This window comes from Pokkaliibacter sp. CJK22405 (assembly GCF_046614695.1).
Taxonomy (GTDB): domain Bacteria; phylum Pseudomonadota; class Gammaproteobacteria; order Pseudomonadales; family Balneatricaceae; genus Pokkaliibacter.
Map to the genome: position 1 here is coordinate 1 of NZ_JBKKHQ010000028.1, position 13,883 is coordinate 13,883.

Genomic DNA, 13,883 nt, shown 5'->3' on the forward strand with positions numbered 1-13,883 from the left:
GGATTCGAACCCTCGATAGAGTTTCCCCTATACACCCTTAGCAGGGGTGCGCCTTCAGCCACTCGGCCAACTCTCCAAACAACGCGGCGAATATTACCGCATTGATTTTAAAAAGAAAAGAAAATTTTATTATTCAGATGAGGAAGGATCCTGATCCTGCTTTTCCTTCTGGATACGCTGATAAATCTCTTCACGATGAACCGACACATCCTTGGGTGCGTTAACACCAATACGCACTTGATTGCCTTTAACTCCCAGAACAGTAACGGTGACTTCATCACCTACCATTAAGGTCTCACCAACACGACGGGTAAGAATCAGCATCTCCGTTCTCCTTAAATTTGTCCTTAACTATGGGGCAGCGCTCCAGCGGCCCGCACATACCTAGACTTAGCTATCAATCCCGATAACTTCAAGCCTCGCGCGGGCGTCGAATTGTATGCAGCCCCCTGATCGGGTGTGAAGTAAAAAAAGCCACTTTTTTGTAGTTCATCGTTAAGCTGCGTAACCTTGGCGCCTGGGAGTGACATTTCAGTCCAAAAAGTCATGGTCGATACAAGCGTTACAAGATTTTTCCCATGATTTCAGCAGGCCGTTTCAGCCTCATCATGATGAGTTACGGGCATGTTTTTACTGTAGACAGATATAAAAAAACCGCACTTTTTTTAATGCCTTTCGGCACTATAAAGTGCGGTTTTTACATCAGGCTGACAATTACTCAGCGATGGTATCAGCTTTATCCAGCTCGAATGCGGAGTGCAGTGCACGCACAGCCAACTCCAGATACTTCTCGGCGATAACGACAGACACCTTGATCTCGGAAGTGGAGATCATCTGGATGTTGATGCCTTCTTTGGCCAGCGCAGCAAACATTTTGCTGGCAACGCCTGCATGGGAACGCATACCGACACCGACAATAGAGACCTTGGCAATCTTTTCATTGCCACTCACTTCACGTGCATTCAGCTCTTCACAAACACGCGTCAGCACTTCTTTGGTTTTCTCGAAGTCATTACGGTGGATAGTGAAGGTGAAGTCAGTGGTCTGATCAGCAGCAACGTTCTGCACAATCATATCGACTTCAATATTGGCATCGCTGACGGGGCCAAGAATACGCGAGGCCACACCAGGAATATCAGGTACGCCCAGAACGGTCAGTTTGGCTTCATCACGGTTGAAGGCGATTCCGGAGATAATCGGCTTTTCCACAGCGTCTTCGTCCTCTAAGGTAATCAGGGTGCCTGGGCCTTCGGCAAAACTCGAAAGGACTCGCAGGGGCACATTGTATTTGCCAGCAAATTCAACAGAGCGAATCTGAAGGACTTTAGAGCCCAGACTCGCCATTTCCAGCATTTCTTCAAAAGTAATCTTGCTCAGACGGCGAGCAGTATCCACAACACGCGGATCGGTCGTGTAAACACCATCGACATCAGTGTAGATCTGACACTCATCTGCTTTCAGTGCAGCTGCCAGGGCAACGCCTGTGGTATCAGAACCGCCACGTCCCAGGGTCGTGATATTGCCCTGCTCATCGACGCCCTGGAAACCAGCAACAATGACCACGCGGCCATCATTCAGATCAGCACGAATTTTCTTGTCGTCGATCTGCTGAATACGTGCCTTGCCGTAAGCGTTATCCGTATGAATCGCTACCTGCGCGCCCGTATAGGAACGAGCCGGAACACCACGCTTCTCAAGCGCAATCGCCAGCAAACCAATAGTCACCTGCTCACCAGTGGACATAATCGCGTCCATCTCACGAGCGCTAGGCTCAGGGGTAATGGACTTGGCCAGCTGAATCAGGCGGTTAGTTTCGCCAGACATCGCAGAAACCACCACGACCACATCATGACCCTGATCGCGAAAGCCTTTCACTTTCTCTGCAACGGCTTCAATACGCTCGACCGAGCCTACCGAAGTGCCGCCGTATTTTTGCACGTACAATGCCATTTTGAACTAAGTCCCCAACAGGTAGGTTCCCCAAAAGGAGAGGCCGGCGTCGAGGCCGGCGCTTGTTTCTTATAACGTTCTTTTGCGTATAGCTGAATTGGCAGCTTAGAGCTGGGAGCCAACCCAAGCAGTCGCTTCGCCCAGTGCAGCAGGCAGCGCATCAACCTGAGTACCGCCACCCTGAGCCATGTCAGGACGACCACCGCCCTTACCGCCCACTTGCTCGGCAACCAGACGAACCAGATCGCCCGCCTTGACCTTACCAGTCACTTCCTTGGCAACACCTGCCACCAGGCTGACTTTATCCTGCTCGGTGCTAGCCAGCAGAACCACGCTGTTACCCAGTTTGTTACGTAGCTGATCCATCAGATCACGCAGACCTTTGGCTTCAACGCCCTCGACAGTGGTGATCAGTACTTTCACACCATTGACATCCGTAGCACGCGCCAGCAGCTCATCACCGGCACTGCTCGCCAGTTTGCGCTTAAGCTGCTCGATTTCCCGCTCCATCTGACGACTGCGTTCAATCAAAGACTCAATCTTCTCAACCACAGAGTCGCGGCCACCTTTGACCAGTCCCGCCACTTTCTTCAGTGACTCTTCTGTCTGGTCAACATATTTAAGCGCTTCGGCGCCAGTCACGGCTTCAATTCGACGCACCCCTGCTGCGACACCGCCTTCAGCGATGATGCGGAATACGGCAATGTCACCGGTACGGCTAACGTGAGTACCACCACAAAGCTCCATTGAGAAGGTATCGTCGTCGTTGCCCATGGAAACCACGCGCACATCATCGTCGTACTTCTCGCCAAACAACGCCATTGCGCCAGCAGCCTTGGCTTCGTCAATCTTCATCAGCCGCGTACCGACTTCAGCATTGGCTCGAATATCGGCATTCACCAGCGCTTCGATCTGGCGCAGTTCTTCAGGTTTGACCGCCTCAAAATGGCTAAAGTCAAAGCGCAGACGTTCCGGTGCCACCAGAGAACCTTTCTGCTGAACATGCTCGCCCAGCACTTTACGCAGGGCTGCGTGCATCAGGTGAGTGGCAGAGTGGTTAAGGGCAATGGCCTGACGACGCTCAGCATCGACATGGCTCACCACCTTGGTATCAGCTGCCAGTCGACCTTCCACCATACGGCCGTGATGCAGGAAAACCTTGCCTTCCTTGGTGGTATCACGCACTTCAAAGCGGCCATTTGGCCAGGCCAGATAACCACTGTCACCTACCTGACCACCGGACTCGGCGTACATGGCGGTTTTATCCAGAACGACAACGCCTTCAACACCGGCCTCCAGTGCGCTTACCTTGTCAGAGCCCTGCAGCAGAGCAACCACGTTGCCTTCGGCTACCAAATGCTCATAACCATGGAAATCTGTGTGGCCATCCACATCCAGTGAGTCGTTATAGTCAACGGCAAACTGGCTGGAGGCACGGGCACGGGCACGCTGGGCTTCCATCTGTGCTTCGAAGCCTTCCATATCCATGTCAAAACCACGCTCACGTGCCACGTCAGCCGTCAGGTCGACAGGGAAACCGTAGGTATCGTAAAGCTTGAAGATGGTCTCGCCGGAAATCACATTACCCTGAATTTCTTCGATAGCCTGCTCCAGCAGCTTCATACCCTGGTCCAGCGTTTTGGCGAACTGGATCTCTTCTTTCAGGATCAGCTGTTCAACCTGCTGCTGAGCAGACAGAAGTTCTGGATAGGCTTCGCCCATCTCGGCAACCAGAGGCGCGACCAGACGGTGGAAGAAAGGCTCGATAGCACCCAGTTTGTGACCATGACGAATTGCACGACGCATGATACGGCGCAGGACATAACCTCGACCTTCGTTAGAAGGTACAACGCCATCAACAATCAGGAAGGAACAAGAGCGAATATGATCCGCAATCACCTTGAGTGACTGGCTGCTCATATCACTGGCACCGGTAACATCCGCTACCGCACGAATCAGATTCTGGAACAGGTCGATTTCATAGTTGGAGTGAACGTGCTGCAGCACCGCAGACACACGCTCCAGACCCATGCCGGTATCCACTGATGGACGCGGCAGATCGTGCATTACGCCATCCGCAGTACGGTTGTACTGCATGAAAACCACGTTCCAGATCTCAATATAGCGATCACCGTCTTCGTCAGGGCTACCGGGAGGGCCACCTGCGACGTCAGGACCGTGATCATAGAAAATTTCGGTACAGGGACCGCAAGGGCCGGTATCGCCCATCGCCCAGAAGTTATCGGACGCGTAGGGAGCACCTTTGTTATCGCCAATGCGAACGATGCGCTCAACCGGTACACCGATTTCCTTCGACCAAATATCGAAGGCTTCGTCATCGGTGGCGTAAACCGTCACCCAGAGTTTGTCCTTAGGCAGGCCCATCCAGTCGCCGGAAGTCAGAAACTCCCAGGCAAAACGGATAGCGTCCTGTTTGAAGTAATCACCAAAGCTGAAGTTACCCAGCATTTCAAAGAAGGTGTGGTGACGCGCAGTGTAGCCTACGTTTTCAAGGTCATTGTGCTTACCGCCTGCACGTACGCAACGCTGCGAGGTGGTCGCTCGGGAATAGCTGCGTGGATCTGTGCCAAGGAAGACATCCTTGAACTGCACCATACCGGAGTTGGTGAATAGCAGCGTTGGATCATTGGCGGGGATCAGAGAACTGCTGGGAACAATCTCGTGACCTTGACGCTTGAAGTAATCAAGAAAGGCTTGGCGAATTTCTGCGCTCTTCATATACCTGCCTAATTGGGGATGAGGTCGCTGTATACCAGCGAAGTTGATTGCCCTCGTGCAAAGCGCGACAACTCTGAACCGCTGGACAAGTTATTGCGGGCTAGTATATCTGCCTGTACGAGGAAAAACAGCCCGAATCCTTGTTGAGGTTTTGGCCAAAGTTCGAGGCAAAACAGCGAAGTGAGAAGTGAAGAGTTAAAGAAGCGTGATATGAAAAGAGGTAGCAGAGGAAGAGGCTCAGCTCTCCCACTCATTGACTTGCATCGCCGCCATCGCCTGAGATTGCGAAAAACCACGATAGAGTAAAAAGCGCAGTTGCCGTGCCTTCTCTTTAGGCGTTTCCGGCAAAGCCTCACCAAAGCGCCGGGTACGAACTTCGCGCGCCTGTTGCATCCAGTCAACGTCGTCTTCAACGTCATTGAGCGCAGTAGGGTTCAGTGACTTGTACTTCAGTTCAGCGGAGATACGTCGTGGCCCCTGCCCTTTGGCAACACCCTGACGCACCAAAGTCGCGGAGACTCGCTCATCGTTTAAATAACCGTAATCCAGCAAACGCAGAATTATCGCTTCGACTTCATCCCGGGCCTGAGCTTTAAACACTTCAGCATCCGCACCGGAAAACATCGGCTCATCACCAGACTGAGCCGCTTTGTGTTCATCCAGCAACTGCTTCTGGCGAAGCTGCTCAAGCCGTTTTGCCAACTCGGCGCGACCATAATCACGCCGGGTCAGCAAGCTCAAAGCCTTATCCCAGAGAGAGACCGTCTTGAGCATTAGTCTTCTGCGGTTTCAAGCTCAGCTTCTGCTTTCACTACCGGAGAGCTCAGCAGACGATTGCGCAGTTCAGTTTCGATTTCTTCTGCAATGGCCGGGTTATCTTCCAGGAATTTACAGGCATTGGCCTTACCCTGACCAATCTTGTTGCCCTGATAGGCATACCAGGCACCGGATTTTTCAACCAGCCCCTGAGCCACACCCAGATCAACCACTTCGCCCATACGGTAGATACCCTTGCCGTACATGATCTGGAAGTCTGCCTGACGGAAAGGAGGCGAAACCTTGTTTTTCACCACCTTCACACGGGTTTCGTTACCCACGACTTCATCGCCCTGCTTAATAGAACCTGTACGACGAATATCCAGACGAACAGAGGAATAGAACTTCAGCGCATTACCACCGGTCGTGGTTTCAGGGTTACCGAACATGACGCCGATTTTCATACGGATCTGGTTGATGAAGACCACCAGACAGTTGGCATTCTTGATGTTACCGGTGATTTTACGCAGCGCCTGGGACATCAGACGTGCCTGCAGACCGACGTGAGTGTCACCCATTTCACCTTCGATTTCCGCTTTCGGTACCAGCGCCGCCACGGAGTCAATAATGATGACATCAACCGCGTTGGAACGAACCAGCATGTCGGCAATTTCCAGTGCCTGCTCGCCGGTGTCTGGCTGAGAAACCAGCAGGTCATCCACGTTAACGCCCAGCTTTTCCGCATAAATAGGATCAAGAGCGTGCTCAGCATCGATAAAGGCACAGGTTTTACCCTGACGTTGTGCCTGAGCAACCACCGACAGCGTCAACGTAGTTTTACCGGAGCTTTCGGGGCCATAGATCTCAACGATACGGCCATATGGCAAACCGCCGATTCCCAGGGCGATATCCAGGCTCAGGGAACCGGAAGAAACAGCAGGAATGGCTTCACGGGGCTGATCGCCCATACGCATGATGGCGCCTTTACCAAACTGACGCTCGATCTGGCCAAGAGCAGCTGTGAGAGCTCGCTGTTTGTTCTCGTTCATTCCAACCTCGCAAAGGAAAAATACTGTATATATGATCAGCATTATTCCACAGATTTGAGTTTACGCAACCCCAAGACAGGAAAAACTGACAGGGAAAATATTGTGGGAATCAGTGGCCGTTAAAGACCTGCGGGGGGAGCTTTCGAAAAGCCGAGCGGCTTAAAATGGCTTGCGACGCCAGTGCCAACAAGCCTTCCGCAGCCGCAATGGCTGCAGCCTCACGCACCTCATTACGGTTACCGGGGAAGAGAAAACGGGCTGACCATGTCTGTAGCGGTGTGGACCAGGCAATCCAGACCGTACCGACGGGCTTCTCCTCAGAGCCACCATCAGGGCCTGCAATACCACTAATAGCAGCAGAGAAATGTGCCGCACTTCGCGTACAGGCGCCCTGTGCCATTTCCTCGACGACGATCCGGCTCACCGCCCCCGCCGCCTGCAGACTCTCTGGCTGGACGCCAAGCATCTGAATCTTGGCCTGATTGGCGTAGGTGACCCAACCAAAACCAAACCAGCGCGAACTGCCGGGGAGTGCCGTAAACGCCGTCGCAAGGCCACCGCCCGTACAGGACTCTGCCGTGGCCACTTGCTGTTGCTTGTTGATGAGTACATCCGCCAGCTGGCTCACCAGTGATTCCAGTACAGCATTGGATTCCGGCACGTTTTGCTTCCTTATGTCGCGAAGATAAGACTTAGGGCTGTTTGTAGCTTATGGCTCTTCGCATCACAAGGGTGAGGTTGACGCTAGGGTAACGGGCAGCCATCGACGGTCTGTTTCAGGCCCGCCAGAATATTGGCGCCGGATTCATTCGCCAACTCGTCGTACCACTGCCGGGTTTTTTCAGGCTCCGTGCCGTGCGTAATATCACAGCGCTTGCGAGCCCGAAGCACAATGTCACCGACGCGTTCAACCCGCCGGGCATCATAGGCATTCAGGGCAGAAATCAGTGAACCCGAGGTTTTCAGGCATTCGGTGAGCACCCAGGCATCCTCCATCGCCTGACAACCGCCCTGCCCCAGGTCCGGTGTCATGGCATGAGCGGCATCGCCAATGAGCACAACCCTTCCCCGATGCAGGCTGCCAAGAGGTGTCACGTCATGAATCTCCACTCGCGCCATGCGCGCGGGGTCCAGCCGCTCGATCAGCCGCTGCACCGGCTCAGCCCAACCGGCAAAGTGCTGGCTTAGCTCCTGCCGATACTGGGACCGGTCATTCTCGGTGCCAGCAGGCAGTGGCACGTCAAAGAAAAAATAGAACTCATCATTGCCCATCGGCATGAGTGAACAACGCTTGTGATCGCCGACAAACTGGCGCCACTCATGGGCATTGGCCAGATCCGGCGCAATCCTCACCCGGCCATTCCAGTTCACATAGCCGCGATACTCACGCTGAATAGTTTGCCCGACGACATAATTTCGCAGCTGTGAATGGGTGCCATCGGCGGCGACAAGAAGATCTGCGGCGATTTTCTCGCCAGAACTCAGGGTAATCGTCACGCCCTCGCTGTGTTCTTCGACCTGCTCGCAGCTCACTCCCAGAGTCACGGTGTCTGACCCGACCGCCTCCAGCAACATATCCTGCAGCAACGCCCGCGCGACCGGATGCGCCCGCTCTTTAACCTGCGCATACAACGGCTCCAGGCTGAAATCCGTCAGGACCTTGCCGCTCTTGTCGTAGTAACTCATCTGCTGCATGTCGCCACTGATCGCATCCAGCTTGTCCTTAAGCCCCAGCGCGTTGAGGACTCGCACACCGTTAGACCAGATAGAAATCGCGGCACCAATGGGTGCAAGCTCACGAGTCCGCTCAAAAATGCGTACCTGATGTCCAGCGCGCCTGAGCGCCAGTGCCATGGTCAGTCCACCCATTCCGGCGCCCGCAATGACAATATTCAGCGTCTCCATTCGTCATCCTTATTGAATCTGTACAGGGTCAGAACTTCACAAGCAAAAAATCAACCAACTGGTTAATTTTAGCGCTCAAATCCTGTAAACCCGGCTTTTCCGGTCGTTGACTTACACCTTAAGGCTAGTTCAGTCGAAGGAAGTGCGCCCATCAAGTGAACTTGAGCGTCGCAATTGACGCCCCGCTGCACCAGAAATGGACAACGAAGCACGGCGAAAACCTTCAGCGATTGCTAAGTGATTGATTTATAAATAAGGAAGAAAATGGCACATCCCTTGCTAATCTGATGACAGATCAGACGCTCAATGGCGAGTGTTTGCTCCAACAACAATGTGCTGGTTTGGGTAAAGAAGCCCTGAGCACTGCAGCTAAACGGTTGCAGCGCTCAGGGCTTTTTTCGTTTTCGGCACCGGCATTTGATCACTAATGATTGAGAGGCAATGACAATGTCTTACTTAGAACCGAGCGAGTTTGTGACCAAAATGGTCGATCAGGGCGAAGCCAAGGTTTATATGTCAGCCAAGGACACCCTGATTCGTGCCTTTATGGCCGGAGCCATTCTGGCGCTGGCTGCTGTTTTTGCTATCACTGTCGCAACCAAAACCGGCTCGCCACTGACCGGTGCCATCCTGTTTCCTGTCGGCTTTATCATGCTCTATCTGATGAAGTTTGACCTGCTGACCGGGGTCTTCACGCTGGTGCCACTGGCCCTGCTGGATAAGCGTCCCGGTGTGAATATCAGTCAGGTGCTGCGCAACTGGGGTCTGGTGTTTATTGGCAACTTCGCTGGTGCCCTGACCGTCGCTTTTATGATTTCCTTTATTCTGACCTATGGCTACAACACCGATGGAGGCGAGCTGGCGGCCAAAGTCGCCAAGATTGGTGAGTCCCGAACCCTTGGCTATGCCGCTCACGGAGTGGATGGCTGGTTCACCATTTTTATCCGCGGCATGCTCTGCAACTGGATGGTGTCCATGGGAGTGGTCGGCGCGATGATCTCCACCTCCGCCAGCGGCAAAATGGCGGCCATGTGGATGCCCATCATGCTGTTCTTCTTCATGGGCTTTGAGCACTCCATCGTGAACATGTTCCTGTTCCCCTTCTCCATGATCATGGGCGGCGACTTCACCTTTGCCCAGTACATCATCTGGAACGAAATCCCCACTGCGCTGGGAAATCTCGTGGGAGGTTTTGTACTCGTCGGCCTGCCGCTGTATTACACCCATGTGCGCACCAGCCCTGAGCGTGCGCTGAAAAACCGCCCTGCCGCAGCGACAACTCCTGCGCCCTCGAAAGAAGCCGCGTCCAGCTCCGTTCGCATCGGCGCCTGATGCCACCATGCACTCAGCAGATCCGATAACTGAGCGCCCGATAATGCCGGACAGCCCGACTCGCCAGAGCCGGGCTTCTGTGCCGGGCTTGCGTATTTCGCTCGGTCAGGTGACGGATAAAGGCACCAAGCCCGTAAATCAGGACTTTCACGGAGCTGTAGTGCCTGCGCCTCATCTGGTGGCAAGTAAAGGCATCGCACTGGCTCTGGCCGACGGCATCAGCAGCAGCGATGTCAGCCAGATCGCCAGCGAAGTGGCCGTCACCAGTTTTCTACAGGACTACTTCGCAACGCCGGAATCCTGGTCGGTTAAAAGCGCTGGCCAGCGGGTGATTCAGGCGGCCAATTCCTGGCTCTTCTCCCAGACGCGCCAGAGTGAGGGCCGCTACAACCTCGATAAAGGCTACGTCTGTACCTTTACCGCACTGGTGCTCAAAGGCCGCAGCGCGCACTTCTTTCATATCGGTGATGCGCGTTTGCTGCGCTTAAGCGGCAACGCGCTGGAGCCACTGACACAGGAGCACCGGCTTTGGTCGAGCCCGGAAAAAAGCTATCTGAGCAAGGCGCTGGGGATTCATGCCAGTCTGGATATGGACTATGGCCAATGTGAGCTGGACCTGCACGACTGTTTTATTCTGATGACCGATGGCGTGTATGAGTTCGTCAGCACCACGCTCATCAGGGAGCACATCCGTGAACATGCCGATAATCTCGACCTTGCCGCGCAGGCAGTTATTAATGCCGCACTTGAGGCCGGCAGTGATGACAACCTCAGCATTCAGATTGTGCGTATTGATGCCCTGCCCGAACATGGGGTGAGTGATCTGAACCAACAGCTGGCCCAACTGCCCTTTGCCCCGGAGCTGCGCTCACGCATGCCGTTTGATGGCTATACCGTGCAGCGCGAACTGCACGCCAGCAGCCGCAGTCACGTATTTCTGGCAACCGATGATGCGAGCGGTGACAAGGTTGTCCTCAAGCTGCCCTCTGTTGATTTACGCGGCGACCCGGACTATCTGGAACGCTTTCTGATTGAGGAATGGGTGGCGCGGCGGGTCGATAATCCGCACCTGCTTAAGCCTGCTCACCCGGATCGCACGCCCACTGCGCTCTACACCACTTTTGAATACATCGAAGGCCAGTCGCTGCACCAGTGGATGCTGGATAACCCAACGCCTGAACTTGAAACAGTGCGGCGCATCGTTGAGCAGATTGCGCGGGGGTTACAGGCGCTGCACCGGCAGGAAATGCTGCATCAGGACTTACGCCCTCATAACGTGATGATTGATGCCAGCGGCAACGTCAAGATTATCGACTTTGGCTCGGTACGCATCGCCGGTGTGGCGGAGCTGGCGCGTGACACGGCCTCCCAGCCAATACTTGGCACCGCTCAGTACAGCGCGCCGGAATATTTTATTGGTGACTATGCCGATGAGCGGGCGGATCTTTATTCCCTCGCTGCCATCACCTATCAGATGCTGAGTGGCCGCTTGCCCTACGGCCCGGATATCGCCCGAGCAACCACAAGGGCTGCGCAAAAACGGCTGCGTTATCAGTCCGTGCTGGACCCTGAAAGGTCGATTCCACTCTGGGTGGATGATGTCCTTCGAAAGGCGCTGCAGCCAAACCCGGACAAACGCCAGCGCGTGCTTTCCGAATTTATTCAGGATTTGCGCAAGCCCGATCCTGCCCTGCTGCAACGCCATCGCCCTTTACTGGAAAGCCGTCCGCTACTGTTCTGGAAAGGCCTGTCGCTTGGGCTGTTTATCATCATTCTGCTGTTACTGGCTTATCGCTAAAGACTTTCCTGGTTACCGGTCAGCCACCATTGCTGGCTGGCACCCACCGGGTTATCCAGCGCCATCACGCTGCCCATTTCCGGCGTGACCAACTGCCACGGATGATTCGCACTGGCGCTTGTCACGCGCTGGAAAGGATCCGCCCAGGAATGAAAGGCCAGAGAAAACCTGCCCACATGGGCAGGCATATAGGCTTTGGCGCGAAGATCATCCGCCGCCTGTACGGAATCTTCCGGCATCATGTGCACATAGCGCCATTGCTGGTTGTACTGACCAGAATCCAGCATCACCAGATCAAAGGGGCCGTACTGATCGCCAATGCGCTTGAAGTGGCTGCCGTAACCACTGTCGCCGCTGAAATAAATACGACGGCTCGGCGTTTCCAGCGCATAGCTGACCCACAGGCTCTGGTTCCGATCAAACAGGCGACCCGAGAAATGCCGCGCCGGCAGCACATGTATCTTCAGGCCATTATCAAGTGCGACGCTGCTGTCCCAGTCCTGCTCACGCAGCTGTTCCTCTGCAAAACCCCAGCGACGAAAATGCGCGCCGACGCCCACACCCATAATGGCCATGCCGATTTTGTCTTTCAGTGCCGTTAACGTTGGGTAATCGAGATGATCCCAGTGGTCATGGGAGATCAGCAGGTAATCCACTGCGGGAATGTCTTCCGGCTGATAGGGCGAAGTGCCGGGAAAAGCGGTGATCGTCATAGGCACCGGCGAGGCATTCTGGCTCAGCACCGGGTCAATCAGGAGACGCTTTCCGGCAAGCTGAATAAAGAAGCTGGAGTGCCCAAGCCAGACCACCAGATCCTGCGTGGGGTCGAGGCTGTGAAGATCCGTTTTTTCGAAGGGTAGCGCATGGTCAGGCACGCGATTGCCATCGGAGAACAACATGTCCGTCCAGCCTTTTCGCTCCTCGCCTTCAGCCAGCGTACTGACAGGCATGGGTTCAAGGTTCTGAAAGGCGCCGTTCTGGTAATGAGATGACTGGCTAAGCACCGCCTGATCGGCAATGGCGCCAAACTTCGGAAGTTGCAGATAGCCGACCACACCAGCCCCGAGCACAGCCACCGCGCCCAGCAGACTGCCGCCCCACACTTTCCACCGGCGTCTGTTTACACCCTTTTTAGTCACACTCGCCTCGCTTACACAATTCATTCAAAGTTTCATCATAGCCATGAATGTGCGCGGTAAAAGCCAGCAGTGCTTGAACAGACTTATTAATAATCCTCATCAATGACGAAGGGCGCTGGTCGCAATAAGTAAAAATGCCGGAGCAGACAAAAGGTCCACTCCGGCATTTTTATTAACCATCAGACGGTTTATTAACAGTCAGGCGTTTATTCCGCCGATAACCAGCGCAAATACTCCGGTGAGGGTACGTGCTCCTTCTGCCGGTATTCCGCCAGACGGGTGCGCACCTTGGCCTCCGACGCCTGAAGGTGGCGCTTTAGCGCTTCGCCCGCTTCCTTGCCCCGTCCTTCCAGCATCAGGTTGAGCACCGTGCTGTGCTCTTCCAGAAACGGATCAGCCGAGGGCAATTCCACATAACCACCGAGCAAATGCTTGCTGATCAGCAGAATCGGCCGCGTACGCCCAAGCATGGTGAGAATTTCCTGATTACCGCCGTAATCCAGCGTTTTGGCGTGCAGGTCATGCTCAAGCGCATCCAGCTCATGGGCTTCCACATTGGGATAGCTGCGCGACACCCGCTCCAGATCCGCAAGGAATCCCTGAAGAATCTCACTGGGAATGCGCGCTGTCGCCCGCTCCACCATAAAAGGCTCCAGCAGCAGACGTGCCTCATAAAGCTGATGCAGACGCTCATCATTGAGCGGCACCACATTCCAGCCGCTGTACTTCTCACGCTCAACCACACCGATATACTGCAATTGCAGCAGGATTTGCTGCGTCACCGCCCGGCTGACCCCCAGGGCATTGGCCAGTTGCAGCTCGTTGATTTCCCAGCGCCCGACCATGGAACAGAGCACGGCATCGCGCTCGACTTCTGCTGCCAGGTCATACCAGGAATGCTCGCGGGTGATGGAGGTACCACCACCTGGCTTGAATTCATCGCTCTGAATTTCCCGACGAATCACCTGCTCAGGCGACTGGCCGACCAGATAGCCCCGCCCTTCAAAGCGACTGACCAGCCCTTCATCGAACAGACGCTGCAACGTATCACGCACCGGCGAGCGGCTCATGGTGAAAAGCCGCGCAATGCGGCTTTCCAGTAACACCAGCCCAGGCTCAAGGGATCCTGCTTCAATGCTGGATTTCAGTGCCTCATAAAGCTGGTCTTTCAGGGTTTCAGCCATACCTATCCTATTGGCCAAGAGAGACTAAAGT

The 13,883-nt window shown here is 54.5% G+C and carries 11 protein-coding genes; 2 read left to right on the top strand and 9 right to left on the bottom strand.

Going from position 1 to position 13,883, the window contains the following annotated elements; genetic code table 11:
* Positions 1-129: 129 nt before the first annotated feature.
* The 7 genes from csrA to hpxO form a co-directional block, all read right to left on the bottom strand.
* Entirely contained in the window at positions 130-324 is a 195-nt protein-coding gene (gene csrA, locus ACKC9G_RS17655) for a carbon storage regulator CsrA (RefSeq protein ID WP_411407865.1), read from the bottom strand.
* Between the two features lie 390 nt (positions 325-714).
* On the bottom strand, positions 715-1,950 hold the full coding sequence (locus tag ACKC9G_RS17660; protein WP_411407867.1) for an aspartate kinase: 1,236 nt from the start codon (positions 1,948-1,950) through the stop codon (positions 715-717).
* 105 nt (positions 1,951-2,055) lie between these two features.
* Positions 2,056-4,689 carry an alanine--tRNA ligase gene (gene alaS, locus ACKC9G_RS17665; RefSeq protein ID WP_411407869.1) on the bottom strand — a complete coding sequence of 878 codons (2,634 nt, stop codon included), beginning with the start codon at positions 4,687-4,689 and terminating at the stop codon, positions 2,056-2,058.
* Between the two features lie 237 nt (positions 4,690-4,926).
* Positions 4,927-5,463: a regulatory protein RecX gene (locus ACKC9G_RS17670; RefSeq protein ID WP_411407871.1), complete on the bottom strand. Its 537-nt coding sequence runs from the start codon at positions 5,461-5,463 to the stop codon at positions 4,927-4,929.
* Positions 5,463-6,494 carry a recombinase RecA gene (gene recA / locus ACKC9G_RS17675; protein ID WP_411407873.1) on the bottom strand — a complete coding sequence of 344 codons (1,032 nt, stop codon included), beginning with the start codon at positions 6,492-6,494 and terminating at the stop codon, positions 5,463-5,465. Before recA ends, ACKC9G_RS17670 begins: the two co-directional genes overlap by 1 nt.
* Positions 6,495-6,603: 109 nt before the next feature.
* Positions 6,604-7,155, bottom strand: coding sequence for a CinA family protein (locus tag ACKC9G_RS17680; protein ID WP_411407875.1), 552 nt, complete (start codon positions 7,153-7,155; stop codon positions 6,604-6,606).
* A gap of 83 nt (positions 7,156-7,238) precedes the next feature.
* Positions 7,239-8,399, bottom strand: coding sequence for an FAD-dependent urate hydroxylase HpxO (gene hpxO, locus ACKC9G_RS17685; protein ID WP_411407877.1), 1,161 nt, complete (start codon positions 8,397-8,399; stop codon positions 7,239-7,241).
* Between the two features lie 447 nt (positions 8,400-8,846).
* On the opposite strand from hpxO, the gene ACKC9G_RS17690 reads away from it, so the two are divergent.
* Together ACKC9G_RS17690 and ACKC9G_RS17695 are read left to right on the top strand one after the other, a co-directional pair.
* Positions 8,847-9,731, top strand: coding sequence for a formate/nitrite transporter family protein (locus ACKC9G_RS17690; protein ID WP_411407879.1), 885 nt, complete (start codon positions 8,847-8,849; stop codon positions 9,729-9,731).
* Between the two features lie 43 nt (positions 9,732-9,774).
* The gene (locus ACKC9G_RS17695) at positions 9,775-11,529 is read left to right on the top strand and encodes a protein kinase domain-containing protein (RefSeq protein WP_411407881.1); all 1,755 of its coding nucleotides are present in this window, start codon (positions 9,775-9,777) and stop codon (positions 11,527-11,529) included.
* Here the strand turns inward: ACKC9G_RS17695 and ACKC9G_RS17700 are convergent.
* Together ACKC9G_RS17700 and ACKC9G_RS17705 are read right to left on the bottom strand one after the other, a co-directional pair.
* Positions 11,526-12,632, bottom strand: a complete 1,107-nt coding sequence (locus ACKC9G_RS17700; protein WP_411407883.1) for an MBL fold metallo-hydrolase — start codon at positions 12,630-12,632, stop codon at positions 11,526-11,528. The two genes, ACKC9G_RS17695 and ACKC9G_RS17700, sit on opposite strands and share 4 nt — an antisense overlap.
* Before the next feature lie 242 nt (positions 12,633-12,874).
* Complete coding sequence (locus tag ACKC9G_RS17705; protein WP_411407885.1) at positions 12,875-13,852, bottom strand: GntR family transcriptional regulator; 978 nt, start codon at positions 13,850-13,852, stop codon at positions 12,875-12,877.
* Between the last annotated feature and the right edge of the window lie 31 nt (positions 13,853-13,883).

Bases quoted from the DNA above. Each gene is read 5' to 3' on its own strand.
- csrA (WP_411407865.1), bottom strand. From the start codon at position 324: ATGCTGATTCTTACCCGTCGTGTTGGTGAGACCTTAATGGTAGGTGAT.
- ACKC9G_RS17660 (WP_411407867.1), bottom strand. From the start codon at position 1,950: ATGGCATTGTACGTGCAAAAATACGGCGGCACTTCGGTAGGCTCGGTC.
- alaS (WP_411407869.1), bottom strand. From the start codon at position 4,689: ATGAAGAGCGCAGAAATTCGCCAAGCCTTTCTTGATTACTTCAAGCGT.
- ACKC9G_RS17670 (WP_411407871.1), bottom strand. From the start codon at position 5,463: ATGCTCAAGACGGTCTCTCTCTGGGATAAGGCTTTGAGCTTGCTGACC.
- recA (WP_411407873.1), bottom strand. From the start codon at position 6,494: ATGAACGAGAACAAACAGCGAGCTCTCACAGCTGCTCTTGGCCAGATC.
- hpxO (WP_411407877.1), bottom strand. From the start codon at position 8,399: ATGGAGACGCTGAATATTGTCATTGCGGGCGCCGGAATGGGTGGACTG.
- ACKC9G_RS17690 (WP_411407879.1), top strand. From the start codon at position 8,847: ATGTCTTACTTAGAACCGAGCGAGTTTGTGACCAAAATGGTCGATCAG.
- ACKC9G_RS17695 (WP_411407881.1), top strand. From the start codon at position 9,775: ATGCCGGACAGCCCGACTCGCCAGAGCCGGGCTTCTGTGCCGGGCTTG.
- ACKC9G_RS17705 (WP_411407885.1), bottom strand. From the start codon at position 13,852: ATGGCTGAAACCCTGAAAGACCAGCTTTATGAGGCACTGAAATCCAGC.